Raw genomic sequence first — 24,311 nt, forward strand, 5'->3', positions numbered from 1 at the left:
TCAGGGACGGCGCGTCACGGCTCCCAGAGCAACGTGTCGGGGTGGAATTGGCTCCACGCGAACCAGAAGGCCTCGTGCGCGGCCACCGACGTACCACTGTCCGCATCGACGGCGACGAGCCCGTCGCCAGACGTGCGCAACGCGATGCCGCCGAGCTCCACCGAGTCACCGGCCTCGAGTGCTGCGGTGGCCGCATCGGACGGGAAGGCGATCGGGCTGCCGTCGTCGACGATGACGCCCACGACGAACTCCTGCACACCGAGACGCTGGTCGGCCTCGCCGATCGGGAAGATCGGTCCGTCGTCGTCGCGACCGCCGAGCGGATCGAGTTCGTACGAGCGTCCGAGGCCGCCGTCGCGGGCGATGATGCGCGTGTCGGGATGCTCGGCTTTCCACTCCGCCCACGTCGAGCGCACGACCGTCGTCTCCTCCAGCACGACGCCGGCGTCTTGCAGCGGACCCGACACGGCTGCACCGGTGAACGTGTCGAACACCGACTCGGTCGTGAGTTCGTACATCACCTTGTTCGACCGGCTCAGCAGACCCGAGGTGCGCAGGACCCCGGGCTCGACGAGTGCGTCGGCCACGCCGACGAGGTCATCGGTGAAGTAGGCCTGCGCCGACCCGCACAGCGTGCAGTACGGAATCCCGAGGCGACGGTCGCCGAGCGTGAGGTTGAACATCTCGTGGATCTCGGCGATGTTGAGCGGGATGGCGAGCGCCTCGCCTCCGACCTCGATGCCGAACACGACCCGCTCGTCGGGATACCAGTCACCGCCCGCAGCGTCGGTGGTGGCCGGATCGTCGAGCGCCGGGATGCAGCCGCCCGGGCAGGTGTTCGGGTCGCCGAGCAGACGGTCGTCGATGAACACGCCTCCCCAACTCAGGTACCGCCAGTCGATGTCGGCATCGGCGTCGCCGAAGAACGGCGCCCACCCGTCTTCGAGCAACACGAAGATGAACGCCTTGTCCTCCTGGTACCCGTCGTAGGCGGGCGTGTCCCACGTGATGAGGTGATTGGTGACGCTCAGCCACGGGCTGCGTTGCAGGTCGGGATCGTCGGCGATCGACACCCCGGACAACGTCTCGAACGCGTCGACGAGCACGTCGGCGTCCGGCCCGGCGAAGAAGCGCAGGAGGTCGGCGACGAACCAGGCGTGGCGGACGTCTCCGCCCTCAGCCAGCAACGTCACGCCTCCGGCGTCGAAGAACCCACCGCCGATTCCCTCGACGATGCGGTCGATGGCCTCGTCGGCCGCAGCGTTGGGCACGGCGGTCGCCGGTGACTCGGGCGGATCCGGATACACGAACCGAACCCGCTCGACGGCGGTCGTGTCGCCCGGTTCGCTGGTGTCGCCCGGTTCGCGGGTACCGGCGGCCGTGTCGGTGCTCGTGTCGGCGGGAGTGGCATCGGCGGAGGAGCAGGCGGCCACGAGTACCGCTGCCGCCACCAGGAGACCGAGTCGTCGGCGCATGACCCGAGGGTACGAATCCACCGCGGTCCGACGACGAACGCCGCCGAGAACAACCCGGAAACATGGCGCGTCGGCCCAGAAGTGCGCCAGGCTGTAGGCATGAGTGACACGAGCATCCCGACCGACGCCGAACTCCGCGAGCGCCTGACCCCTCAGCAGTACGAGGTGACGCAGAACGGCGGCACCGAACGCGCCTTCACGGGCATCTACCACGACACGAAGGACGACGGCATGTACCACTGCATCGTCTGCGACGAGGTCTTGTTCTCGTCGGAGACGAAGTACGACTCCGGGTCCGGGTGGCCGTCGTTCTACGACGCCGTCGACAACAGCAAGGTCACCATCCGCGAGGATCGCTCACATGGCATGGTGCGCACCGAGGCGCTGTGTGCGACCTGCGGAGCGCACCTCGGCCACATCTTCCCCGACGGCCCGGCGCCCACGGGCACCCGCTACTGCATGAACTCCGCCAGCCTCAACCTCAAATCCAGCTGACTTCCCTGCGCCAGGAATGCAATCCCGCCGTCTCTGTACCTGGCTTGACGACGTGCCGACAAGTGGTACCACCCTTGACATCTCTCCGGGGGGGGTAGTTTGGGTGCATGAAGAACGCTCTCGCGATCACCATTGGTGTCGCAGCCATCGGGCTCGCGTCCTGCGGGACGTCCGAGTCAGGAACCCGTGTATCAGTAGCCGGTTTGGCGGACCGTCCAGATGAAGGCTCGATTCTTCCCGAAGGACCTGCACAGTTAGCGCACACGACAACGGTGCCCGTTACATCGGTGCGGCCAGGACAGTTCGTCCCACCTGCGGCGTCGGACGACGATTTTCGAACAGGACTCGAGCGATACATCGGAGTTCCGGAGGATTTCGAGACGGCGGTCGAATGGAACCACCAGATCTTTGAGGCCGCGATCCAGGAGTGCATGTCAACAAACGGATACGACTACATCACGTTGCCACTTGAAGGCGGCGAGGATCCCAACGTCGCGTACTTGGAGTCTGCGAGCGATGAGGACCGAGTCGGCTTCACGTCTCTGCGCTACGGAGTACCGGAACTGCCGCCGAGCGGAATCACGTGTGAAGACGAGGCTGTGAGACAAGTCTTCGTGATCAACGCTTTCGCAGCGGAGTACGCGCCATTTAGGGAGGCGTTCTACTCCGATCCGCGCGTGATACAAGCAACTCAGGCGGTAGAGGTCTGCATATTCGATGCCGGGGAATCACCAGACACCGCGTCGCCGGCGACTGTCGAGTTCTGTCAGTCATCCGCCGACTTCCAAGATACTGCCAGGAAGGTCGGCGATGAACTGGACAATGAGTTCATCGGACAGTACCGAACGGAAATCGACGAGTTCGTCTCCAATCGGCCCCAGGGAGCATGACATGGGCAAGGATGGAACAGCGTTTTCTCCACGCCTCCGGGCCCCAAGTGTGCTTCGGATTTTCATTGTATCCACGGTCGCATTCCTACTTTCAGGCATCCCTGGATATGCAATTCTGCTCCCGAGTTGCGGAACGGTCAACGTGATGCAGTACAGCTTTTACACGCACTACATCTCTCAGCCAATCACGAGCTACGACTGCCGCCACGGACACAAACACGGGAACTTTGGCGGGGCGTACTCCAACATGCTGTTCGAGTACGGCGGGCTCAACTCTTCCGTACCGTGTCACAGGATCAGCACTCGCGTGCACTATGCAAGTGGGGGAGGCGTGTTCCCAGGATCGACCGACTACGAGTACAGCGTCGGCAACTGGGCAAGCTCAACAGCACCGGGCAACACGGGGGTATTCGCTTCGGACATCGCAACACAGCGGATCGGGTCGTGGTACGACAGCGGTCACGTCCGTCTGTCGGGACTGACCTGTTGACGCTGCCGCAGCGATCAGCGCATCGAAAGTCGCGCGCCGGTCTCCCGGGAGATACGTCCGGCCCGCCTCCGCGATCGACCGGTCCAAGCAGGCGAGAGGACAGCTCCGTCACGGAGTTCCCGGGGAAGAGCTCGGCTCGCGTGACGACCGAGTAGTGGACTCGATGGCGTTTCGGCTCAACTCGGTTGGCGCCATGGAAAGACCACGGCGGCGACGACGCGATTGATTCTCTCTCGCTGCTCGTCGGTGAGATACACCTGAGTGCGAGTCGAAGACATACGTCTACCCATACACCACGGCGGCACCGAATGTGTGCAGTGAAATGGGCCGCACGCGTTTGAGCGCGGTTGACGGCCTCGGATTCTGCGGGTTGGGATGGCAGCCCATTGGATGCCGAGGCGGCCGATGAGTGGGCGCCGATCGTTGTGGTGGGATCGGACGTCGCGCGCGTTGCGGCGGGTCTTCTCGGCGAGCATGTGGATGTTCTCGACGCGTCCGTTCGATGCTCGACCGGGGTGGTGGCAGGCGCCGATGAGGTCGGCCCATCGGTCGATCGTGCGGGCCAGACGCGAGAGTTCGGGGACCTCGGCGTCTGCGCAGTGTTGGAAGAACACGACCAGGCAGCGGCGAGCGTCGCCGGCGGCGAGCAGGTCGAACAGCCACGAGATGCGCTCATTGCTGAGCCGGTCCCATCCGGTCAAGAACACCCGGCGGCCTCGGTAGAGCGGATCGCCCTCGTGGCCCCGGTGACCGATTTGTTCTTGTTGCAGGCGTCGGCGCACGTCATCGATTGCGGTGTTCGCGAGCTGGATGGCGTGGAAGTGATCGACGACGAGAGCGGCGTTGGGGAGGTACTCGACGAGCGCGGTAGCGTCGTCGCTACCGTGACCAATGGACAAGGGTCTCTCATGCAACTACCCGCACGGAGGATTCCATGAGCACTGCGCACAACATCACGGGCCACAACATCGAGGTCGTCACCGAGTTCATCGATGCGTGGTCACGGCTCGACCCCGACGAATTGGCGAGCTACTTCACCGACGACGGCTGCTACCACAACATCCCGGTCGGTCCGGTCGCCGGTCGTGACAACGTCCGAGCGATGATCGCCGCGTTCACCGCCGACTGGACCGAGACGCAGTGGGATCTCCTCACCATCGTCGGCGACGGCAACGTCGTCATCGCCGAGCGCCTCGATCGCACTCGCGCCGGCGACAAGTCCGTCGACCTGCCCTGCACGGGCGTGTTCGAGATGGCGAACGGCAAGATCAAGGTGTGGCGCGACTACTTCGACCTGGCGACCTTCACGTCCGCCATGAGCTGACCAGCGCGACGCGCAACGGCGCGGGACAGAGGGGTGCGATCGACACCCGATTCCCGCCAGCACCGCGCTGCGAGCCTGAGTAGAACAATCGCATGACACGCGCCAGCGAACTCCGACAGCGATTCCTCGATCTCCACCACGGTCCCGAGATCCTCGTCATGCCGAATCCATTCGACATCGGGTCGGCCAAGCTGCTCGCCGCAGCGGGCGCCCGGGCGCTGGCGACGACGAGCGCCGGACACGCCGCGACGTTGGGGCGCCTCGACCAGCACGTCGCCCGCGACGAGGTGATCGCACACGCGACGGCGATGGCGCTGGCCGTCGACGTGCCCCTCAACGTCGACAGCGAAGACTGCTTCGCCGACACGCCGGCAGGAGTGGCGGAGACGGCGACGCTGCTCGCGGCGACCGATGCAGCCGGCTTCTCGATCGAGGACTACGACCCGCGAACCGAGTCGATCCGTACCGTGCGCGACGCCGCGGAGCGGGTTCGCGCGGCGAAGGACGCCGGCGGCGATCTGGTCTTGACCGCCCGCGCCGAGAACCTCCTGTACGGCCTCGGCGACCTCGACGACACGATCGAACGGCTCGTGGCGTATCAGGAGGCCGGCGCGGACGTGCTGTACGCACCCGGTGTGACGAGCCTCGACGACATCGCCCGCGTGGTCACCGCCGTCGATGCACCGGTCAACGTGCTCGCCCTGCCGGGCACGCCACCGATCCCGGCGCTCGCCATGCTCGACGTGGCGCGGGTGTCGGTCGGCAGCCTCGTCGCGTGGGCCGCCTACGGTGCCGTGGTCGCCATGGCCGACGAATTCTTCGGCCCTGGCACGAGCGAGTACACCGCACGCTGCCTGCCCTCGTCGATCCGCGACGCAGCGTTCGGCTGATCCTCGACCTTGGGTCGTAGCCCCGCCCGACGCGAGACTGGCACCATGATCGCTGACTGGGGTGCCGACGAACGCAAGCTGTCCGACACGGTGAGCGTGCTGGTCGGCGCGAACAACGGTGGGTACCCGTCGGGCAATTCGCTGCTGGTGCGAGGCGCCGGGGAGACGGTGCTGATCGACCCGTCGATCGACGTCGTGTCGCGCGGCGGCGCCCCGGCTCCCGTCGACGCCGTCATCAACAGTCACAGCCACGAAGACCACATCGCCGGCAACGGGTTCTTCGCCGACGCACGCGTGCACGTCCACAGCGACGACCTCCCCGGCATCGCGTCGATGGACGGGCTGATGGCGGTCTACGGCCTCGACGGCTCAGCTCGCGCCGAGTTCGAACAGACGGTGCTCGACGAGTTCCACTACACCCCTCGACCCGATGCGCACGGCTTCGCTGACGGGCACGTCTTCGACCTCGGCGGCGGCACCACCGTCGAAGCGGTGCACCTGCCCGGACACACCCGCGGTCACAGCGGGTTCCGCACGGGGAACGTGTTCTTCCTCTCCGACATCGACCTGACCGGTTTCGGCCCGTACTACGGCGACGTGTGGAGCGATCTCGAACACTTCGAGGAGAGCCTCGTCAAGGTCCGTGACGAGGACGCCGACTTCTACGTCACGTTCCACCACAAGGGCGTCATCGAAGGACGGTCTGCGTTCCTCGAACTGCTCGACGGGTTCCACGCGGTGATCGGGCGCCGCCACGAGGCGATGCTCGACTACCTCGCCGAGCCTCGCTCGATCGACGAGATGGCCGAGCACCGCTTCATCTACCGGCCGCACGTGGACATGCCGTTCGTCTCCTCCGTCGAGCGGCGGAGCGCACAGATGCACGTCGAGCGGATGCTGCGCCGAGGTGAGGCCGCCGAAGTCGACCCCGGCCGCTACCAGCGGACCCGTCGATGAGCCGACTGCGCAGCGTCGCACTCCGGCTGCTCCCGGCATCGCGTCGGGCCGACGCCGAACGCGAATCTCGGGAGTGGACGATGACGTGTCCTGCGGGCCACGTCACGTCGATCTGGGACATGGGCGGGCTTCGCTTCAAGGCTGCGTCGATCGGAAAGGTACAGCGTGGCCGTTGTGCCACCTGTGGCGCCACGTTCCGCGGCTCGGTCACCCGTTCCGCCCTCGGCTCCGACACGCCCTGATTCACGACGGTCGCTCAGAGGCTCAGGCCGAAGCAGTCGAAGAGCGGTGACGGGAGCTCGTCGGCCGGAACGCCTTCGCTGTAGTCGTCGGAGGCCGGCAGGTAGGTGAACGTGCCGGGCGAGGACTCGTAGTAGGCGGCACCGGCGACGTCGTAGGTTCCGTCTTCGTACAGCGACCAACTGTTGGCCCCGATGAGGTGTGTCCCGCAGAAGAAGCGGTCGCCGAAGCCGATCGACGCTCCGACCGGCATGACCAGGTCCTCGCCGAACTGGTCGGCGAAGTGGAACAGACAGCCGGAGGGATCGATCCCGAAGATGCCGACCTCGGTGGTCGAGGCGCCGGCGCCGGTGGTGGCGAGGATCTCGTTGCCGGCCGTCAGCTCGCCGACGTCGGCCACCCCGAGCACGCGTACGGCACCCGGTCCGACATCGTCGATCGTCAGCTCCGAGGTGACTCCACCGACCGTGGCCCGCAGCGTCCAGCCGCCCACCGTGTGCGACAGCACCCGATCGTCGGCCGACCCGTCGCCGACGACGTCGACGAACTGTTCCGAGACGATCGCGGCGAAGGGCGGCTCGTCACCGACCACCCCACACGTCGCCACCGGAGGCGGCAACGGCGGCAGGGTGACCGGCGGCAACGTGACCGGCGGCAACGTGACCGGCGGCAACGAGACGGGCGGCACCGTCACCGGTGGCAACGACACCGACGCGGGCGGCACCGTCGCCAGCGGCGGCGTGACCGGCGGCAACGACACCGTCGCCGGCGGCACCGTCACCGGCACGGTCACCGGCGCGCTCGGGGCGGGCAGGGCCGAAGCCGCGGGACTCGCGGTCGTCGTGGAGGCGCCGCACGCACTCAGCACGAGGAGACCGACAGCGGCTGCCGCCGCACCGAAGCCGGTCGACAGGAGGTGGGAGGTTCGTGAGGTTCGCGTGATCGTCATGCCCGTCCAGAGACGGCACTCGGCGGGTTCTTGCAGTTTCCTCAGCCGAGCAGGTCACGCACGACATGGCCCCACAGCCGCGTCGTGAGGTCGAGCGATTCGACGTCGATGCGCTCGTTGTGACCGTGGAACCGTGAGCCGAACTCACCCGCGTCGAGCGACGGGCTGAACAGACCGGCGCCGTACGCGACCGCACCCATCTCGCGGTAGATCCGCGCATCGGTGAAGCCGACGACGAGTTGCGGGGTGGGTCGAGCCGTCGGGAACGGGATGTTGATCGCACGGGCGAGCGCGTCCCACAGCGGCGTGTCGACCCGGCTCGTCGACGCCGGATCGTTCATGATGATCTCGACCTCGACGTGATCGGCCAGGTCACCGAGGGCTGCACGCAGATGCGCGTCGACCTCGTCGGGTCCCTCCCCCGGCAGGGTGCGGACGTCGACGTTGATCTCGACGTGGTCGGGGATGACGTTGGTCTTCATCTGCCCGCCGTCGAGCAGGTTCGGCGAGAACGTCGTGTGCGTGCACGCGTGGAGGTGCGCAGCGGCCGCGACCGACGGCAACTCGTCGAGGAACCCGTCGATGGTCGCTTCGTCGAGCAGCGCCGCTCGCATCTCGTCGGGGAGGCCGAGCGTGTCGACCCGGGTGCGCCACAACTCGCCGAGCTTCGGTGCCGGTCGGTAGTCAGCCAGCCGCTGCACGACGCCCGCTGCCTTGACGAGTGCGTTGTCCTTACGGAACGGCATCGAGCCGTGGCCCGGCGTGCCGCGCACCGTCAGCTTGCGCCAGGCGACACCCTTCTCCGCGACGTTGATGCCGACGTAGGGAGCATCCGACGGCCCGGAGTGCAGGCCGCCGTTCTCGGTCAGCACATAGTCGGCCCGGATCGCGTCGGGGTGATGGTCGGCCATCCAGCGAGCGCCGTGCGCGCTCCCCGACTCCTCGTCGGCCACGCCGAAGAAGATCAGGTCGCCCGTCGGCCGGAAGCCGGTGTCGGCCAGTTCACGGAACGCGACGGCCATCGACGCGGTCAGATTGAGCATGTCGACCGCGCCGCGGCCCCACACTTCGCCGTCGATGAGTTCGCCGCCGAACGGGTCGTGCAGCCAGCCGTCGGCGTGCACCGGCACGACGTCGGTGTGGCCCATCAGGCACAAGCTCGGCGCCGTCGGATCGGACCCGGCGATACGCGCGACGATCGACGTGCGTCCCGGCACCGGCTCGAAACGCTCGATGTCGACCCCCGGACCGGCGATCACCGCCTCGAGCACATCGGCGTTGCGCGTCTCGAATCCCGATTCACGCGTGCCATCGTTGACGCACTCGTTGCGGATCATGGCCTGCAACAACTCGACCGTCTGGTTCATCACGCGCCGATGGTAGTCAGGCGTCCGGCGACCTTCTTCGTACTCACCTTGCCGTGCACGCCGATCGGCTGAGCGAACACCTGGACGCGCAACTCCTCCAACAACCAGCGCACCTCGGCGATCTCGCGTGTGGCGTCACCGGGTGGCAGACGGTCGACGAAGGCTGCGAAACGCTGCTCCAAGGGAAGCACCTCGTCCATCCGGGCACGGTCGCGGTCGGCGGCACCGGCGAGGTGCTGCAGGCGGTACGCGATCGCACGGACGTAACGCTCGACATCGGCGAGACGCCCGATGCCGTGGCTCGACACGAACCCTGGGCGTACGAGTCGGCCGAGATGGAGGTTGGCGTCGTCGACCGACGGGCGGACACTCGGAGCCCGGAGGCCGGCCAGATGGGCGTTGACAGCGTTGGCCGCCGCGACGACCGCCACCGCCGAACCGAGCGCAGTCCCCGCTCGGTTCGCTCCCTTCGCCCGCACCTCGGCCTGCAGTGCACGGAACTCGGCCTCGGAGAACGGCAGCGTCGGGTGCTCGGCGATGATCTGATCGATCGCCGATGCGATGCAGTCGTCGACGAGCGCATGCAGTTCGATGTCGGCACCGGCGAGCGCGAGCCGACCGGCGTTGGTGACGAGACGCTGAATCGACGCGTGCGTCGGCGCACCGTCGAGGAGTAGCAGCCGCCGCACCCCACCGCGCATCGCCCGCTCCTGCAGTTCCGGCGATGTGACCACTCGCAGCGCGACGCTGTCGCCCACGTCGAGCAGCGTCGGGTAGGCGCGCACGTCGAAGCCGCGGTCGGTCGACTCGACGACCCGGTCGAGATCGCCGACGTCCCACGTGGTGATCCCGCGGCGTTCCTCGATCGGCGCGGCCGCGGCGACCGACGCTCGGGTCGCCCCCACCAGACGGGCCTTGATCGCCGCCAGATCGGTCCCGACGTCGTGCACCTCCCCGGCGTCGTCGGAGACCACGATGTTCAGGCGGAGATGGTCGGGCACTGCCGCCCAGGTGAAGTCCGACGCCGCCACCCGCTCACCGGTGAATTCGGCGACGAGCGAGGCGAGACGATCGACGAGTCGACCCGACGGAGGGCCGAGCCAGGCGAGCACCGCGTCGACCGTGTCGGCGAACGGGATCAGATGGCGCCGGATCTGTTTGGGCAGCGACCGCAGCAGAGCTTCGACGAGGTCCTCGCGGTGCCCCGGAATCTGCCAGTCGAACCCGTCGTCGGTGATCTGGTTGAGTCCCGACAGCGGGAGGTGCACGGTCACGCCGTCGAGCGGCTCGCCCGGCGCGTAGCGATACGTGAGCGGCAACTCGATGTCGCCCTGGCGCCACACGTCCGGGTACAGATCGGCCGCGACTGCGTGCCCACCGACGAGGTCGGCGATGGCTCGATCGGTCAGATCGAGCCGCTTGCCGTCACGCTGACGCTCCTGCTTCCACCAGCGGTCGAAGTGCTGCGAACTCGTCACGTCGCGACCGACGCGTCCGTCGTAGAACTCGAACAGCGCGTCGTCGTCGAGCAGGTCGACGCCACGGGTACGGGCGCTCATCGCGCCGAGCCGATCGACGGCGGCCGCGTTGAACGCAAGGAAGCGATGCTTGTCGGCCCAGTGCACGGCGACGTCGCCTTCGACGAGCGCCTTGGTGATGAACCACGCTCGGGCCGCCGCCGGATCGATGCGTTCGAGGCCGATCACGCGGTCGGTGACGAGCGGGAGCCCGTACAGCGTGACCTGTTCGACCACGACCGCACGGCCACCCTTCAGATCCCAACGCGGTTCTCCGTACGAGCGCTTGACCAGGTGTTCCGCCGCTCGTTCCGCCCAGCGAGGGTCGATCTCGGCGAGGCGGCGCGCGTAGATCTGGTTCGTCTCCACCAACTCTGCGGCCATCACCCACTCCGGTGGTCGCCGCGTGAGCACGGAGCCCGGCGCGATGACGAACTCAGCCTGGCGCGCACCTTTGAACACGCGCCGGTCACGGTCGCGTATCCCGACGTGCGACAGCAGGCCGGTGAGCAACGCCTGGTGAACGTGATCGGGGTGCGCCTCCGCGTTGGTGACGGTGATGCCCGCTGCTCGCCGCAGTTGGCTGTGCAGATCCATCCACTCCCGCAATCGCAGGTAGTGGATGAACTCGTCGCGACACATCCGTCGGAACCGATTTCCCGACAGCTCGCGTTGGCGCTCGCGGACGTAGTCCCACAACTTGACCAGCGACAGGAGATCCGACCCCTTCACCTTGAAGCGGTTGTGCATCTCGTTGGCCTGCTCACGCTTGTCGTCGGGCCGCTCGCGGACGTCCTGGATCGACAGTGCGGCGACGATGATCAACACCTCGCGCGCGCAGTTGAGCCGTTCCGATTCGACGACCATCCGGGCGAGGCGCGGGTCGATCGGCAGACGGGCCAGACGGCGACCGAGCTTCGTGAGGCGAACACCGTCGTCTCGTGACGGCGTGATCGCACCGAGTTCTTCCAACAGCAGTTCGCCGTCGCGAATCGCCCGGTGATCGGGCGCCTCGACGAACGGGAAGCGCGACAGGTCGCCGAGGCCGATGTTGGCCATCTGCAACATGACCGACGCAAGATTCGTCCGGAGGATCTCGGGCTCGGTGAAGTCTGGGCGCTGCTCGAAGTTCTCCTCCGAGTACAGCCGGATGCACACACCGGCAGCAACGCGGCCACAGCGACCGGCGCGCTGGTTGGCCGACGCCTTCGACACCTCCTCGATCGGGAGGCGTTGCACCTTCAGTCGCCGCGAGTACCGAGAGATGCGAGCGGTGCCGGCGTCGACGACGTAGCGAACGCCGGGCACGGTGATCGAGGTCTCCGCGACGTTGGTCGACAGCACGATCCGGCGCCCCGAATGCGGCTGCCAGATCCGCTGTTGCTCCTGCGACGACAACCGCGCGTACAGCGGCAGCACTTCGAGGCCGGGTTCGTTCAACCGGCGCAGCGCGTCGGCGGTGTCGTGGATCTCGCGCTCGCCCGACAAGAACACCAGCACGTCGCCCGGCCCCTCCGACCGCAGTTCGTCGCACGCGTCGACGATCGCATCGACCTGATCGCGCCGGTCCGACTCATCGTCGGCGTCCGCGCCATAGGGCCGGTAGCGAACCTCGACCGGAAACGTCCGCCCCGACACCGTGATGATCGGCGCCGGCTCGCCGTCCGACCCTACGAAGTGTTCGGCGAAGCGTTCGGTGTCGATCGTCGCCGAGGTGACGATCACCTTGAGGTCCGGCCGCTTCGGCAGCAGCTGCTTGAGGTAGCCGAGGATGAAGTCGATGTTGAGGCTGCGCTCGTGGGCCTCGTCGATGATCAGCGTGTCGTAACGGCGCAGCATCCGGTCGCGTTGGATCTCGGCCAGCAAGATGCCGTCGGTCATCACTCGGAGCAGGGTGCGATCCCCCACCTGGTCGTTGAAGCGAACTGAGTAGCCGATCTCCTCACCGAGCGTCACCTCGACCTCGTCGGCCACCCGCTCAGCGATGGTGCGGGCGGCGACGCGGCGCGGCTGAGTGTGGCCGATCATCGTCCGGCCGAGCGCCAGACACAGCTTGGGGAGTTGTGTGCTCTTTCCCGACCCGGTCTCGCCGGCGACGATCACCACCTGGTGGTCGGCGATGACCTCCAGTAACTCGTCGCGGCGCGCGGCGATCGGCAACGACGCCGGGATGTCGAGCCGCAACGCAGGGGACATCCGCTCAGCATGGCGTCAGCTCAGCCGATCACCACGTGCTGTTTCGACGATGGCGCACCATCGCCATCACGACCATCGTCATCGTCAACATCAGCACTGGCACCAAGATGAGCACATTCATGTCGTCCCTCCCGAGGATCGCCTCGAACGCTACCCGCAGAGAACGTGGGGGTAGCGTCGCCGGAGTGCAGTACCGCTACCGGGTGATGATCACCTACATCGTCGGTCTGTTCATGACGATCATCGACGGCACCGCCGTCAACGTGGCGTTGCCGACGCTCGCCCGCGACTTCGACGTGCCCTCCACCGACATCGAGTGGGTCGCGATCGCCTACCTCCTCGCGTTGGCCTCCGTGATCCCCGTCGCCGGTTGGCTCGGCGACCGCTTCGGCACGAAACGGATGTTCACGATCTCGCTGGTGCTGTTCGTCACAGCGTCGGTGCTGTGTGGCCTGTCGCAGACGCTCGAGCAACTCGTCGTGTTCCGGGTGCTGCAGGGCATCGGTGGCGGGCTGATCACGCCGATCGGCAGCGCGATGCTGTTCCGCGCGTTCCCGCTGTCGGAGCGTTCGACGGCGACGGTCGGTGTGCTCAGCGTCGCGGTCGTCGCACCGGCGATCGGGCCGATCCTCGGTGGTGTCATCGTCGACAACATCTCATGGCACTGGATCTTCCTGATCAACCTGCCGATCGGCGCCGTGGCGGTCGTGCTGGCCGTGCTGTGGCTCCGCGAGGAGCGCCAACCGGTGCCGGGACGATTCGACGGCGGCGGGCTCGTGCTGTCGGCGGTCGGACTCTCGACGGTGATCTACGCGTTGTCGACCGGCCCGGAACAGGGTTGGGCGAGCGCGTCGACCCTCGGCTTCGCGGGACTCGGTACGTCGTGTCTCGTCGCGCTGGTGGTGCTCGAACTGCGCCTCGAACGTCCGATGCTCGCGCTGCGTCTCTTCTCCGATCGCCTGTTCCGCACGGTCAACATCGCGGCGCCGATGGTCTACGCCGGGTTCTTCGGCTGGATCTTCGTGCTCCCGCTGTACATGCAGACGCTGCGCGGGTTCTCGGCGACGCAGTCCGGCCTCGTTCAAGCGCCGCAGGCGCTCGCCGTGTTCCTGCTCTCGAACCTGTTGGGCAAACGGGTCTATCGAGCGGTCGGTCCGCGTCGACTGATGATGTACGGCTCGGTCGCCACCGCATTCTTCACCGGAGCGTTCGCCCTCGTCGACCTGGACACGCCGCTGTGGCAGATCGCGATCGGATCGTTCTGTCGCGGTGCGTCGATCGGCCTCGTGTTCGTCGCGATCCAGACCGCCGTGTACGCGACCACGTCCAACGGCGACACGGGCCGCGCCACCTCGGTGTTCAACACCCAACGTCAGATCGCGTCGACCGTCGGCATCGCGCTGGCGGCGACCGTGATCACCGCCCAGGTCTCGTCGGTCGGCGGCGACGGCGCTGCGGCGATCGACCGCCTGCCCGCGTATCAGTGGGGCTTCCTGGCGATGGGGCTGGTGATCCTCCCCGCCGCGATCGCCAGCTGGTTCCTCGACGACGACGACGTGGCGGCGACCCGCGGGCTCACGCGCCGCGAGCCCGCAGTGCCTGCAGACGCGTGATCCGCTCGTCCGCGCCACCCAGGTAGCGCACCAGCACCCCGGTCACCGCGTCGATGTCGAGTGACCCGTTGGCGTTCATCTCCTCGAGGTCGGCCCAGTCCTTGGTCCGGTCGAAGAACGCTTTGAACACGGCCAGATCGCGGCACGCGAGAAACGGCACCTGCGCGCCCGCGAACGATTCGTGGCGCACCCGGTTGCCGACATCGTGGTGGAAGTCGGTGGTGTCGAGGAAGACGTCGACGGGGGTCTCGCCCCACCAGATCCGCACTTGGCCGTCACGTTCGAGCAGGTCACGCTCGGCTGGTGACCACGTCACTTCCGCCGGGAGCGCAGCGAGCACCGCGTCGGTCTGATCCGCCGAGACGAACACGTTGACGTCGATGTCGATCGTGCCGCGGGCGCGCTGCGTGCACCAGGCGAGCGCGAGTGCGCCACCGAACGCGTGCGGGATGCCAGCGGAGTCGAGCGCGGCGTGGACGGCGACGATCTTGTCGACGAGGCGCGTCACGCGGCGGCGAACTTCGGGAACTGGATCGTCGGAGCGTGGCGGGCCGGGAACTGTTCGGCCAGGTCGAGCACCTCTTCGAGTTCACGTCCGCGACCGTCACGGGATCGAGGCGTCAGCTCCACGTCGATCGCATAGCCGGCGGCTCGGAGCACACGGTCGAGCGTGTCGACGGTCGGGACGGTACGACCCGACTCGTACGCGGCCAGGGTGGAGTGCGACGTGGCGGCGCGCGCCGCGAGTTCGCGCAGCGTGAGGCCAGCATCGAGTCGAGCGCTTCGAAGGAGGTGTGCCGCGTCCACCTCCCTGATGGTATCTACTTCGATACCATCACGCAAGCGACCGTTGGTACTCCTCGATGCGTGCCAGGTGACCGTCGACATCGGTCGGGCCGGCGTTGTGGGTGGCGATCGCGAGGTGCGTCGCACCGAGATCACGCCAGGCATCGTGATGCGACTTCCACCGTTCCGGGCTGCCGTTCGCGTACTGCGCCTGGGCGTAGACCTCGAAGTCGTCCATCGACTTGCCGTGCTCGGCACGGATCCGTGCGATCCCGGCGAGCTGTGCCGCCGACTTCGACCCGGGCGATCCGAGCGGGATGAACCCATCACCGACTCGCGCGCACCGATCGACGAGCGCGGGCGCTCCACCGCCGAAAAGGACCGGGATCGGCTGCGACGGCCGCGGGTTGATCCCGGCGTGCGCGAACGAGTGGAACTCGCCGTCGAAGTGGACGACGTCGTCGGACCACAGTCGTCGCATCACGTCGACCTGCTCTTCCTGGCGACGCCCGCGGGTTCGGAAGTCCTCGTTGAGCCCCTCGTACTCGACCTCGTTCCAGCCGACACCGACACCGAGCTTGAAGCGGTTGCCGGAGAGCACCGCCAACTCGGCGGCCTGCTTCGCTACCAGCACGGCCTGGCGCTGCGGCAGGATCACCACGGCGGTGACCAGGTCGACCGTCGTGGTCGCCGCGGCGAGGAACCCGAAGAACACGAACGGTTCGTGGAACGCGACGTCCTTGTCGTACGGGCCTTCGAAGCCACCCGGGCGGCCGCGGTCGACGCCGAGGACGTGGTCGTAGACGAGCAGATGGTCGACGCCGAGCTCCTCGATCCCCTGCGCGTACGCACGGATCGCTCCGGGATCGGTGCCGATCTCGTTGTGCGGCAGCACCGCGCCGATCTTCACGACGCGCCGTCGTCGTGCTTGTCGTCGTGCTTGCCGGCTTCGGCCTGCTTCATCGCCTCGGCCATCTGCGCCTGTACCGCGGGGTTGTTCATCAGGTTCGCTGCAGCATTGGCAGCATTGGTGATCGCCGCGGCCGCTGCGTTCGCCGCGGCCGGATCGACGCCCGATGCCGGATACTGGCCCGACTGGCCGGGTTGCTGGACGGGCGTGTCGATGCCGTGATGCGACACCCCGCCTGCGGAGTACTTCTTGGCCGCCTCGGCGGCCTTGGACGTGACGTTCGAGGTCTTGCCACCGCTGACCTGGTCGATCTTCGTGCCCGCCTTGTCGACCAGATCACCGACCTTGTGCCGGTTCTTGTCGAGGAGGTCTTTGGCCTTGCGGAGATTTCGTGCGTTCAACAGTCCCATCTCTCAGACGGTAACGCGAACGTCGTCACACGGGCCCGTCATACTCGTGAGGCCATGACCGATCTTCTCGTTTCCCTTCGCACGCTCACCGGCCGACCCGACGCCGACTTCCGTGACGGTCAGCGCGAGGCGATCGAGGCGCTGGCGGAGCGACGGGAGCGGGCACTGGTGGTGCAGCGGACCGGCTGGGGCAAGAGCGCGGTCTACTTCGTCGCCACCAGCGTGCTGCGCGCCGACGGGCTCGGCCCGACGCTGTTGATCTCTCCGTTGTTGGCGTTGATGCGCAACCAGATCGACGCCGCCGAGCGGCTCGGGCTGCGCTGCATGACCGTCAACTCCTCGGCGGCCACCACCGTCGACGAACTCGCCGCCGCCGTGCGCTCCGACTCGATCGACCTCGTGCTCGTGTCGCCCGAGCGGCTGGCCAACCCCGAGTTCGCGTCCGCCGTCATGCCGATCCTGCGTTCGCGACCCGGCCTCGTCGTGATCGACGAGGTGCACTGCATCTCCGATTGGGGCCACGACTTCCGACCCGACTACCGACGGATCGGTCGCCTCCTCGCCACGTTCGCGTCCGACACACCCGTGCTCGGCTGCACGGCGACGGCCAACGACCGCGTCGTCGCCGACGTCGCCGAGCAGTTGGGCACCAACCTCACCGTCGTGCGCGGCCAGCTCGGTCGGGAGGGCCTCGGGCTCGGCGTCGTCGAGCTCCCTCAGCGTGCCCACCGGCTCGCCTGGCTCGCCACGCACATCGAGTCGATGCCGGGATCGGGCATCGTCTACTGCCTGACGATCCGCGATACCGAGATCGTCGCCGACTGGCTGCGCTCGCGGGGCATCTCCGCCGAGTCGTACTCGGGGCAGACCGATGCCGAAGACCGCGAGGAACTCGAGCGTCGGCTGCAGCGCAACGAGATCAAGGCGCTGGTCGCCACGACGGCGCTGGGGATGGGCTACGACAAGCCCGACCTCGGGTTCGTCGTGCACTTCCAGATGCCGGGCTCACCGATCGGGTACTACCAGCAGGTGGGGCGGGCGGGCCGTGCCATCGACGAGAGTCGGGCGATCCTGCTGAGCGGCGCCGAAGACGTCCGCATCCTCGATCACTTCCGCGACAACGCCTTTCCGAGCGCCGGAGCGATCGAGCAGATCCTCGCCGCGCTCGACGCCGCCGGAAACGAACCGCTCACGCTGCGCAAGATCGCCGAGGCGGTCGATCTGTCGTGGGGCCAGATCGAGTTGGCGCTCAAGCAACTCGACGTCGAAGGTGCGGTCGAGCGGGTGAAGGGCCAGACCTACGCTCGCACGGGCGCCGCCTGGACGTATCCGACCGTGCGGGTCGCCAACGTCACCGGCGCACGCGAGCGCGAGCAGCAGGCGATGCTCGACTACCTCCACGTCGAAAGATGTCGCATGCGCTACCTGACCGACCAGCTCGACGACCCGGGTGGCGCCGACTGCGGTGTGTGCGACCGTTGCGACCCGACGCTCGCCGCCACGATCACGGCAGCGCTCCCCGACGACCTCGTTGCCGAGGCCGAACGGTTCCTCAAGCACCGTCCGATCATCCTCGAACCGAAGAAGCAGGGGGTCGGCAAGAACGAGCGCAACGAGGTCGGGCGGGCGCTCGGGCGCCGCGCCGACGGCGGCTGGGGCGACATCGTCACGCGCCAGAAGGCGTCGGGCGCATTCGGCGACGACGTGGTCGACGCCGTCGTCGCGATGATCACCGAGTGGGGACCCACCCCGGCGGCGGCATGGGTCGCCGCCGTCCCGTCGTGGCGCACCGGCGACCTCGTGCCGTCGCTCGCCCGCCGGATCGCCGACCGGCTCGGGCTCCCCTTCGTCGACCTCGTCGATCGCATCGACGACCGGCCACCGCAAGCCGACATGCAGAACTTCGCGTACCAGAAGGCCAACGTGCGCGGCGCGTTCATGGCCACCGAGCAGGCGCCCTCCTCACCGGGCCTCCTCGTCGACGACGAGTCGGCCTCCGGCTGGACCTTCGCCGAAGTCGGCGCCCAACTCCGCCGCGCCGGCGCCACCGCCGTGCACCCGATCGCCCTGATCGGGTGATCAGTCGTCGGTGAGCAGTTCGTCGAGGAAGCCGGCCGGGTCGTCGAGGAAGTCGGTGGTGATGTGCACGGTGTCGATGTCGGCCCAGGTCGTCGGTCGGGGCCCGGCAGCGCCGAACTGGTAGATCGTCGCTCCAGGAAACGCCATGAGCAGCGGCGAGTGCGTGGCCATCACGAACTGGCACCCTTCCGCGACCAGGTCGTGGAGGCGCACGATCAGCTGTAACTGACCGTGCACCGACAGCGCCGCTTCTGGTTCGTCGAGCAGGTAGAGCCCGCGTCTGGCGAAACGGTGGACGACGAGATCGATGAACGACTCACCGTGCGAGCGCTCGTGAAGCGACCGGCCACCGTAGAACTCTTCTGAGCGATAGTCCTCGATCGCGGTGGCCACGTTGAAGAAACTCTCGGCACGAAGGAAGAACGCGTCCTGCGGCGTGTGGTGCGAGCGGCTGACCCGAAGATGGTGGTGAAGCGCCGACGTGGTGTCGTCACGGGTCGCGAACTGCATTCCCCGAGTTCCGCCCTCGGCGTTCATCCCGAGGTTGACCGCAAGCGCTTCGAGCAGCGTCGACTTCCCCGACCCGTTGTCGCCGACGAAGATCGTCATCCCGCTGGCGAATCGCAGCGGGGCCTCGCTGCCGACTATCGCGGCGATGGCCGCGACGTCGAACGGATGCTCGCCGAGCTTCGCCCAGGGCTTCGGCGAGACCGCCACCGACTTCAAGAACGTCATCGGGGCCAGTCTCCCAGCTCACATCCCTCAGCTCAGGTGGAAACCCGCGTCGACGTGGAGGAGTTCACCGGTGATGAACGCTGCTCGGTCGCTGACGAGGAAGGCCACGGCTTCGGCCACCTGGGACGGGTCGGCGACGCGGCCGAGCGGGAGTGACTTGGCGACGGCGGCGCGACGTTCGGGATCGACGAGGCCGTTCATCGTGGTCGCCGCCATCGGCGAGATCGAGTTGACGCGGACCCCGAACCTGCCGAGTTCACGCGCAGCCGTCTGCGTCACCGCGTGGAGCCCACCCTTGCTCGCTGCGTAGGCCGCCTGCCCGGCGTTGCCGCGCTCACCCGAGGTCGACGTGAGGTTGATGATCACCCCACCGCTCCCCTGCTCCTTGAACGCTCGGGTCGCGGCACGGATGACGGCGAACGGCGCGGTGAGGTTGGCGACCAGCGTCTCCTCCCATCGTTCGTCGGTGATGCCGGTGATGAAGTTGTCGAGCGCGACGCCGGCGTTGTTGACCACGATGTCGATGCGGCCGGCAGCCGCGAGGGCGTCGGTGACGAGTCGATCGCCCGCGTCGGCCGAGTCGAGCTCGGCCGCGACACCGATCGCCCCCGGAATCTGATCCGCGACCTCGGCGGTCGAGGGGGCCGAACGTCCGTGCACCACGACGGTGGCTCCGGCCGCGGCGAGACGCTCGGCGATCGCTCGGCCGATGCCGCGCGTGGAGCCGGTGACCAGGGCCACCTTGCCGTCGAGTCGGTCGCTTGCGATGTCAGCCATGCGGCGCGACGGTACCGGTCGAGGCGCGCTCACCAGCCACCGGTCGGGTCGAGCCCGACCGAGTCGCCGACGTCGTTGCGAATGCGCCACTCCCCGGGCGCGATCCGCCGGGCGGTGAAGGCTCCTCGATCTTTGAGCCGGTTGTGCGGCCCGCACATCGGACCGCAGTTGCGCGGCACGGTCGCACCGTGCGCCTTCCACCCGATCGAGTGATCGGCTTGGCACTGACGGACCGGCCGCGAGCAGCCGGGCCAGATGCATCGATCGTCGAGCAGCATGCCTGCCTCGCGAGCCGCTCCGGTGAACAGACGTTGGGCCCGTCCGAGATCGATCACCGCTCCTGACCCGTCGCGCACGACCCGCCGGATCCGACCCCACAGCGCGAGCGCCGCGGCTTCGGAGAAGTCGATGACGTCGCCGTTCTGGGTCCGGCACTCGATGTCACGGAAGCGGGCCGGATCGTGCCTGCCGCCGGTGATCTCCAACTCGAGCGTCGCCTCGTCGATGATCACGTTCAAGGTCGGCACCGATCCGATCGACGAGGCCGGGCTGTGCGCCCCCGCAGCGAGCGCGTTGACGAGCGCGTCGGCACGCCGCTGCGGCTCCGTGCGACGAAGGTCGGTGACATCGACCTCGTCGCCGTGCTCGGCCTTCGCCTCGCTCCAGTCGGCCTGGAACTCGGCGTCGACGAAGGCGGCGAGCATCTCGTTGAACTCGGCTCCCTGGAGCGACCCGAACCGGCACGACACACGCCACGACCCGTCGGGCAGTTGCCGCACCGACACGTTGCGCCGGTCGTGTGCCGATTCGGCGTCGCGACGGGCACGATCGGCGTCGGCCGCCCGGGCGAACAGGCGAACGCGCCGTTCGAACACGTCGAACGATTCGACCATCGCATCGGTCAGCAACGCATCGGCGCACTCGACCACGGCCTCGACGATCCGCGGGTTGGCGGCGACCCGCGCCATCAACCGAGTCTGTTCGACACCGACTCGCCCTTCTCGGGCCGCCTCGGCCCACTCCGGCAACAACGAGAACAGCCGCACGACCTGCATGCGACCCCGCCCGTCCGCGCCGGAGATCCGCAGGTGATGCTGCAGCCACGCTCTCGTCGAGAAGAAGCCGGCCGAGCGATCGTGCCCGCGACGCTCGACCTCGTCCGCGACGCCGATGTTGACGGCATCGACCGCAGCGAACAACTCGTTGCACGACTGTGCGAACCGCACGAACCAGTCACCACCCAGCAGCGACAGCTCCGCGCGCTGCAACTCGGCGACCGCCTGGTGCGCCTGCGCCAGCAGCACGAACGGGTCGACGCCCGGCGCCGCCTCCGAGCATGGCAGCGGCGGCACGGTCGCACCGACCGGCAACCCGCTCGACACCCGTTCGATCGACGTCATGCACCCCACCATAGAGATGCCCTGTCACAGAGTTGACCCGACATCCGCGCCGGTCATCCGGGCCCGTCGTGCCACATCTGCGACACTGCCGACATGGCTGCCGTCGCTCCGGAACCGATCGTCACCAGCGACTGGCTCACGGCGAACCGCGACGCGGTCGTCGTCGTGCACGTCGGCACCACGATGACCGGCGCGGACCCGTCCGCCACCTACCTCGACGGGCACGCGCCCGGCGCACGCTACGTGTCGCTCGACGACGACCTCGCCGCAGCGCCCGCACCGGTGCTCGGGCGCCACCCACTGCCGACACCCGAGGAGTTCGCTACCGTGCTCGGCCGAATCGGCGTCACGCTCGACGACACGGTCATCGCGATCGACGAGCGGGGAGGTGCGTTCGCCAGCCGCCTTGCCTGGATGCTGCGGATCATCGGCCAGTCGGCAGCCGTGCTCGACGGCAGGTGGACCGGCCCGACCGAATCGGGTCCCGTCGTCGTCGACCCCGTCGAGCGGCCGGCGATCCCGTGGCCCGACCACGCGATCGCCGACAGCGACACCGTCGCGGCGACCGTCGCGGCCGGCGGCATCGTCATCGACAGTCGCGATCCGGCCCGCTTTCGCGGCGAGGTCGAGCCGATCGATGCGGTCGCCGGCCACGTACCAGGTGCGATCAACCTGCCCTTCGACGACACCGATCCCACACGATTCGACGCCCTCGCGGCAGACGAGCCGGCCATCGTCTACTGCGGATCCGGCGTCACCGCGTGTCGCAACGCACTGGCGATCGAAGCGGCCGGACTCCCGCTCCCGCGCGTGTACGTCGGCTCCTGGTCGGGTTGGTCGACCGAACCCGGTCGCCCCCTCGTCACCCCCACCCCAGCGGCTGACTCCGCTTGACCCGGCGCACCCCGCCGACTACAAAACATCTGGAGCGCTGGCCGTTCTGATGGCCCGCCGCACCACAGGAGGATCCATCATGGCGAACACTCGTTCTGGCTCGCGCACCTTGATCGCTGCGACCGTCGCCGTCGCCGCACTGACGATCGGCACCGTCATCACCACACGCGCCACCAGCACCAGCGAACCCACATCCGCCTTCGTCCCGATCGTGCCGTGCCGACTCGCCGACACCCGACCCGGCGACAACCAAGTCGGCACCAACACCACCTTCGGACCCGCACAAACCGCCACCTTCCCCACCACCGGCGACAACGGGCGATGCAACGACATCCCCACCACCGCCACAGCGGTCTCGCTCAACATCACCGCGCTCGGAGCCACCGCCAACAGCTTCCTCACCATCTGGCCCAACGGCACCCAACCCGTCGCCGCCAGCCTCAACCCCGCACCCGGCCAACCACCCACCCCCAACGCCGTCACCGTCGCCCTCTCCCCCAACGGCACCTTCAACATCTACAACAACGCCGGCAACGTCAACCTCGTCATCGACGTCAACGGCTACTACCTCCCCACCACCACCACACCCGGCCCCCAAGGCCCACCCGGACCCCAAGGACCCACCGGCGCCAACGGACAAGACGGGCAGGATGGACAAGACGGAACACCCGGACAAGACGGAACACCCGGACAAGACGGAGCACCCGGACAAGACGGAGCACCCGGCCAAGACGGCGCCGACGGGCAAGACGGGGCACCCGGCCCGAGCGGGCGCCAACATGGACGGACGATAACGGGACAGCGAACACTCGATTCGGCTGCCGACGTCGGGCAGAACACCTCGGTGGCGATCGACGCATTCGGCAACCCGGTCATCAGCTACCACGACGTCGGCGGCAACAACGGCGATCTGAAGGTCGCCGTCTGCAGCGACCCCATGTGCGCCACGTCGACGATCAACGTCGTCGACGACGCCGACATCGTCGGTTGGCACAACTCCGTTGCGATCGGGGCCGACGGCAACCCCGTCATCAGCTACCACGACGCCTTCAACGGGGATCTGGAAGTCGCCGTATGTGATGATCCGACGTGCACGACCGCAACGCTGCGCGAACTCGATGCTGCCGGAAACACCGGTCTCCACACGTCGATCACGATCGGTGCCGACGGCAACCCCGTCATCAGCTACCACAACGGAACCGACGGCACGCTCAAGGTTGCCGCGTGCTCCGATGCTCAATGCACGACCGCGACCCTGCGCGAACTCGACGGCTCGATCGGCACTGCTGGTCGAGACACGTCGATCACGATCGGCACCAACGGCAACCCCATCATCAGCTATCGCAGGGGGCCTGGGCTCAACGAGCTGCGCGTCGCAGCATGTGGTGATCCCTCGTGCGACCCTGCCATGACCACGATCAGCACCCTCGACGATGTCGGCGACGTCGGGTATGACACGTCGATCACCATCGGCGTCGATGGCAATCCCGTCATCAGCTACCAGGACTTCACCAACCAGACGCTGGAGCTCGCCATCTGCGACGATCCGACCTGCACGACTGCGACGGTCCGGACCGTGGATTCCAGCTCGTTCGTCGGGAGGGAGTCGTCGATCACGATCGGCACCGACGGCAACCCGATCATCAGCTACCGAGACGCAGTCAACTCCGATCTGAAAGTGGCGAGCTGCGACGATCCGGGCTGCGTCACCGCCACGTTCACTCGTATCGCGACGCCGACAAACGACGGACGTCAGTCGGCGCTCGCCATCGCCTCGAACACCGTTCCGATCATCAGCCACGTCGATGAAGACTCCGATGACCTGAAGTTCGTCGTGATCACCAACACGTCGTGGACACCGAACACATGGGAGAGCTGAGCCCACCGCGCAACTCCTTGACATCGCAAGTATCTGGC

23 protein-coding genes are annotated in these 24,311 nt (G+C 67.6%); 11 read left to right on the forward strand and 12 right to left on the reverse strand.

Translation table 11 applies throughout. From position 1 onward, the window contains the following. Window positions 1-14: 14 nt before the first annotated feature. Window positions 15-1,475 carry a DUF3179 domain-containing (seleno)protein gene (locus ACE37B_RS17245; protein ID WP_409924574.1) on the reverse strand — a complete coding sequence of 487 codons (1,461 nt, stop codon included), beginning with the start codon at window positions 1,473-1,475 and terminating at the stop codon, window positions 15-17. Window positions 1,476-1,574: 99 nt separating this feature from the next. Between ACE37B_RS17245 and msrB the strand changes: the two genes are divergently transcribed. From msrB to ACE37B_RS17260, 3 genes are all read left to right on the forward strand, one after another. After that, window positions 1,575-1,970, forward strand: a complete 396-nt coding sequence (gene msrB, locus ACE37B_RS17250) for a peptide-methionine (R)-S-oxide reductase MsrB (protein WP_409924575.1) — start codon at window positions 1,575-1,577, stop codon at window positions 1,968-1,970. 107 nt (window positions 1,971-2,077) lie between these two features. Next, window positions 2,078-2,860 (forward strand): hypothetical protein, encoded by a 783-nt coding sequence (locus ACE37B_RS17255; RefSeq protein WP_409924576.1) that lies wholly within the window; start codon window positions 2,078-2,080, stop codon window positions 2,858-2,860. Window position 2,861: 1 nt separating this feature from the next. Then, the gene (locus ACE37B_RS17260; RefSeq protein WP_409924577.1) at window positions 2,862-3,350 is read left to right on the forward strand and encodes a hypothetical protein; all 489 of its coding nucleotides are present in this window, start codon (window positions 2,862-2,864) and stop codon (window positions 3,348-3,350) included. Window positions 3,351-3,526: 176 nt separating this feature from the next. On the opposite strand, the gene ACE37B_RS17265 is transcribed toward ACE37B_RS17260, so the two are convergent. Further along, on the reverse strand, window positions 3,527-4,264 hold the full coding sequence (locus ACE37B_RS17265) for an ISL3 family transposase (RefSeq protein WP_409924578.1): 738 nt from the start codon (window positions 4,262-4,264) through the stop codon (window positions 3,527-3,529). 20 nt (window positions 4,265-4,284) lie between these two features. Between ACE37B_RS17265 and ACE37B_RS17270 the strand changes: the two genes are divergently transcribed. The 4 genes from ACE37B_RS17270 to ACE37B_RS17285 all read left to right on the forward strand — a co-directional run bounded on the left by ACE37B_RS17270 (window position 4,285) and on the right by ACE37B_RS17285 (window position 6,763). After that, window positions 4,285-4,674 (forward strand): limonene-1,2-epoxide hydrolase family protein, encoded by a 390-nt coding sequence (locus ACE37B_RS17270; protein WP_409924579.1) that lies wholly within the window; start codon window positions 4,285-4,287, stop codon window positions 4,672-4,674. Window positions 4,675-4,766: 92 nt separating this feature from the next. Beyond that, a complete protein-coding gene (locus ACE37B_RS17275) occupies window positions 4,767-5,564 on the forward strand; it encodes an isocitrate lyase/phosphoenolpyruvate mutase family protein (RefSeq protein ID WP_409924580.1) in 798 nt (265 codons plus the stop codon). A gap of 45 nt (window positions 5,565-5,609) precedes the next feature. Then, a complete protein-coding gene (locus ACE37B_RS17280) occupies window positions 5,610-6,521 on the forward strand; it encodes an MBL fold metallo-hydrolase (protein WP_409924581.1) in 912 nt (303 codons plus the stop codon). Next, window positions 6,518-6,763 (forward strand): hypothetical protein, encoded by a 246-nt coding sequence (locus ACE37B_RS17285; protein ID WP_409924582.1) that lies wholly within the window; start codon window positions 6,518-6,520, stop codon window positions 6,761-6,763. The genes ACE37B_RS17280 and ACE37B_RS17285 overlap by 4 nt, the downstream gene beginning before the upstream one ends. A 14-nt stretch (window positions 6,764-6,777) precedes the next feature. Here ACE37B_RS17285 and ACE37B_RS17290 read toward each other — a convergent pair whose 3' ends face one another. The 3 genes from ACE37B_RS17290 to hrpA are packed head-to-tail and all read right to left on the reverse strand — an operon-like array spanning window position 6,778 to window position 12,790. Continuing rightward, on the reverse strand, window positions 6,778-7,710 hold the full coding sequence (locus ACE37B_RS17290; protein WP_409924583.1) for a hypothetical protein: 933 nt from the start codon (window positions 7,708-7,710) through the stop codon (window positions 6,778-6,780). 41 nt (window positions 7,711-7,751) lie between these two features. Beyond that, window positions 7,752-9,077, reverse strand: coding sequence for a M20/M25/M40 family metallo-hydrolase (locus tag ACE37B_RS17295; protein WP_409924584.1), 1,326 nt, complete (start codon window positions 9,075-9,077; stop codon window positions 7,752-7,754). Next, entirely contained in the window at window positions 9,077-12,790 is a 3,714-nt protein-coding gene (gene hrpA / locus ACE37B_RS17300; RefSeq protein ID WP_409924585.1) for an ATP-dependent RNA helicase HrpA, read from the reverse strand. Before hrpA ends, ACE37B_RS17295 begins: the two co-directional genes overlap by 1 nt. Before the next feature lie 185 nt (window positions 12,791-12,975). Between hrpA and ACE37B_RS17305 the strand changes: the two genes are divergently transcribed. Further along, the gene (locus ACE37B_RS17305; protein ID WP_409924586.1) at window positions 12,976-14,403 is read left to right on the forward strand and encodes an MDR family MFS transporter; all 1,428 of its coding nucleotides are present in this window, start codon (window positions 12,976-12,978) and stop codon (window positions 14,401-14,403) included. Here the strand turns inward: ACE37B_RS17305 and ACE37B_RS17310 are convergent. From ACE37B_RS17310 to ACE37B_RS17325, 4 genes are read right to left on the reverse strand one after another with little or no spacing between them, the layout of a single operon-like run. Continuing rightward, window positions 14,366-14,911 (reverse strand): hypothetical protein, encoded by a 546-nt coding sequence (locus ACE37B_RS17310; protein WP_409924587.1) that lies wholly within the window; start codon window positions 14,909-14,911, stop codon window positions 14,366-14,368. The two genes, ACE37B_RS17305 and ACE37B_RS17310, sit on opposite strands and share 38 nt — an antisense overlap. Continuing rightward, window positions 14,908-15,210 (reverse strand): helix-turn-helix domain-containing protein, encoded by a 303-nt coding sequence (locus ACE37B_RS17315; RefSeq protein ID WP_409924588.1) that lies wholly within the window; start codon window positions 15,208-15,210, stop codon window positions 14,908-14,910. The genes ACE37B_RS17310 and ACE37B_RS17315 overlap by 4 nt, the downstream gene beginning before the upstream one ends. Window positions 15,211-15,238: 28 nt before the next feature. Next, window positions 15,239-16,084, reverse strand: coding sequence for an LLM class F420-dependent oxidoreductase (locus tag ACE37B_RS17320; RefSeq protein WP_409924589.1), 846 nt, complete (start codon window positions 16,082-16,084; stop codon window positions 15,239-15,241). An 11-nt stretch (window positions 16,085-16,095) separates the two neighbouring features. Next, window positions 16,096-16,509 carry an antitoxin gene (locus ACE37B_RS17325; RefSeq protein WP_409924590.1) on the reverse strand — a complete coding sequence of 138 codons (414 nt, stop codon included), beginning with the start codon at window positions 16,507-16,509 and terminating at the stop codon, window positions 16,096-16,098. 54 nt (window positions 16,510-16,563) lie between these two features. On the opposite strand from ACE37B_RS17325, the gene ACE37B_RS17330 reads away from it, so the two are divergent. Beyond that, entirely contained in the window at window positions 16,564-18,588 is a 2,025-nt protein-coding gene (locus ACE37B_RS17330) for a RecQ family ATP-dependent DNA helicase (protein ID WP_409924591.1), read from the forward strand. Here the strand turns inward: ACE37B_RS17330 and ACE37B_RS17335 are convergent, their stop codons facing one another. The 3 genes from ACE37B_RS17335 to ACE37B_RS17345 are packed head-to-tail and all read right to left on the reverse strand — an operon-like array spanning window position 18,589 to window position 21,500. Beyond that, window positions 18,589-19,323 (reverse strand): AAA family ATPase, encoded by a 735-nt coding sequence (locus ACE37B_RS17335; protein WP_409924592.1) that lies wholly within the window; start codon window positions 19,321-19,323, stop codon window positions 18,589-18,591. Window positions 19,324-19,350: 27 nt separating this feature from the next. Continuing rightward, window positions 19,351-20,100 carry an SDR family NAD(P)-dependent oxidoreductase gene (locus ACE37B_RS17340; RefSeq protein ID WP_409924593.1) on the reverse strand — a complete coding sequence of 250 codons (750 nt, stop codon included), beginning with the start codon at window positions 20,098-20,100 and terminating at the stop codon, window positions 19,351-19,353. Between the two features lie 29 nt (window positions 20,101-20,129). After that, window positions 20,130-21,500 (reverse strand): DUF222 domain-containing protein, encoded by a 1,371-nt coding sequence (locus tag ACE37B_RS17345; RefSeq protein ID WP_409924594.1) that lies wholly within the window; start codon window positions 21,498-21,500, stop codon window positions 20,130-20,132. 93 nt (window positions 21,501-21,593) lie between these two features. Here ACE37B_RS17345 and ACE37B_RS17350 point away from each other — a divergent pair, with 93 nt between their 5' ends. Beyond that, window positions 21,594-22,394 (forward strand): sulfurtransferase, encoded by an 801-nt coding sequence (locus tag ACE37B_RS17350; RefSeq protein ID WP_409924595.1) that lies wholly within the window; start codon window positions 21,594-21,596, stop codon window positions 22,392-22,394. 79 nt (window positions 22,395-22,473) lie between these two features. After that, window positions 22,474-24,273, forward strand: coding sequence for a collagen-like protein (locus ACE37B_RS17355; protein ID WP_409924596.1), 1,800 nt, complete (start codon window positions 22,474-22,476; stop codon window positions 24,271-24,273). Window positions 24,274-24,311 lie beyond the last annotated feature (38 nt).

This window comes from Ilumatobacter sp., from assembly GCF_046290335.1.
GTDB lineage: Bacteria > Actinomycetota > Acidimicrobiia > Acidimicrobiales > Ilumatobacteraceae > Ilumatobacter_A.

Coding starts and splice junctions, on each gene's coding strand:
- ACE37B_RS17245 (WP_409924574.1), bottom strand. CDS start 1,475: ATGCGCCGACGACTCGGTCTCCTGGTGGCGGCAGCGGTACTCGTGGCC.
- msrB (WP_409924575.1), top strand. CDS start 1,575: ATGAGTGACACGAGCATCCCGACCGACGCCGAACTCCGCGAGCGCCTG.
- ACE37B_RS17255 (WP_409924576.1), top strand. CDS start 2,078: ATGAAGAACGCTCTCGCGATCACCATTGGTGTCGCAGCCATCGGGCTC.
- ACE37B_RS17260 (WP_409924577.1), top strand. CDS start 2,862: ATGGGCAAGGATGGAACAGCGTTTTCTCCACGCCTCCGGGCCCCAAGT.
- ACE37B_RS17270 (WP_409924579.1), top strand. CDS start 4,285: ATGAGCACTGCGCACAACATCACGGGCCACAACATCGAGGTCGTCACC.
- ACE37B_RS17275 (WP_409924580.1), top strand. CDS start 4,767: ATGACACGCGCCAGCGAACTCCGACAGCGATTCCTCGATCTCCACCAC.
- ACE37B_RS17280 (WP_409924581.1), top strand. CDS start 5,610: ATGATCGCTGACTGGGGTGCCGACGAACGCAAGCTGTCCGACACGGTG.
- ACE37B_RS17285 (WP_409924582.1), top strand. CDS start 6,518: ATGAGCCGACTGCGCAGCGTCGCACTCCGGCTGCTCCCGGCATCGCGT.
- ACE37B_RS17290 (WP_409924583.1), bottom strand. CDS start 7,710: ATGACGATCACGCGAACCTCACGAACCTCCCACCTCCTGTCGACCGGC.
- ACE37B_RS17295 (WP_409924584.1), bottom strand. CDS start 9,077: ATGAACCAGACGGTCGAGTTGTTGCAGGCCATGATCCGCAACGAGTGC.
- hrpA (WP_409924585.1), bottom strand. CDS start 12,790: ATGTCCCCTGCGTTGCGGCTCGACATCCCGGCGTCGTTGCCGATCGCC.
- ACE37B_RS17325 (WP_409924590.1), bottom strand. CDS start 16,509: ATGGGACTGTTGAACGCACGAAATCTCCGCAAGGCCAAAGACCTCCTC.
- ACE37B_RS17330 (WP_409924591.1), top strand. CDS start 16,564: ATGACCGATCTTCTCGTTTCCCTTCGCACGCTCACCGGCCGACCCGAC.
- ACE37B_RS17335 (WP_409924592.1), bottom strand. CDS start 19,323: ATGACGTTCTTGAAGTCGGTGGCGGTCTCGCCGAAGCCCTGGGCGAAG.
- ACE37B_RS17340 (WP_409924593.1), bottom strand. CDS start 20,100: ATGGCTGACATCGCAAGCGACCGACTCGACGGCAAGGTGGCCCTGGTC.
- ACE37B_RS17345 (WP_409924594.1), bottom strand. CDS start 21,500: ATGACGTCGATCGAACGGGTGTCGAGCGGGTTGCCGGTCGGTGCGACC.
- ACE37B_RS17350 (WP_409924595.1), top strand. CDS start 21,594: ATGGCTGCCGTCGCTCCGGAACCGATCGTCACCAGCGACTGGCTCACG.
- ACE37B_RS17355 (WP_409924596.1), top strand. CDS start 22,474: ATGGCGAACACTCGTTCTGGCTCGCGCACCTTGATCGCTGCGACCGTC.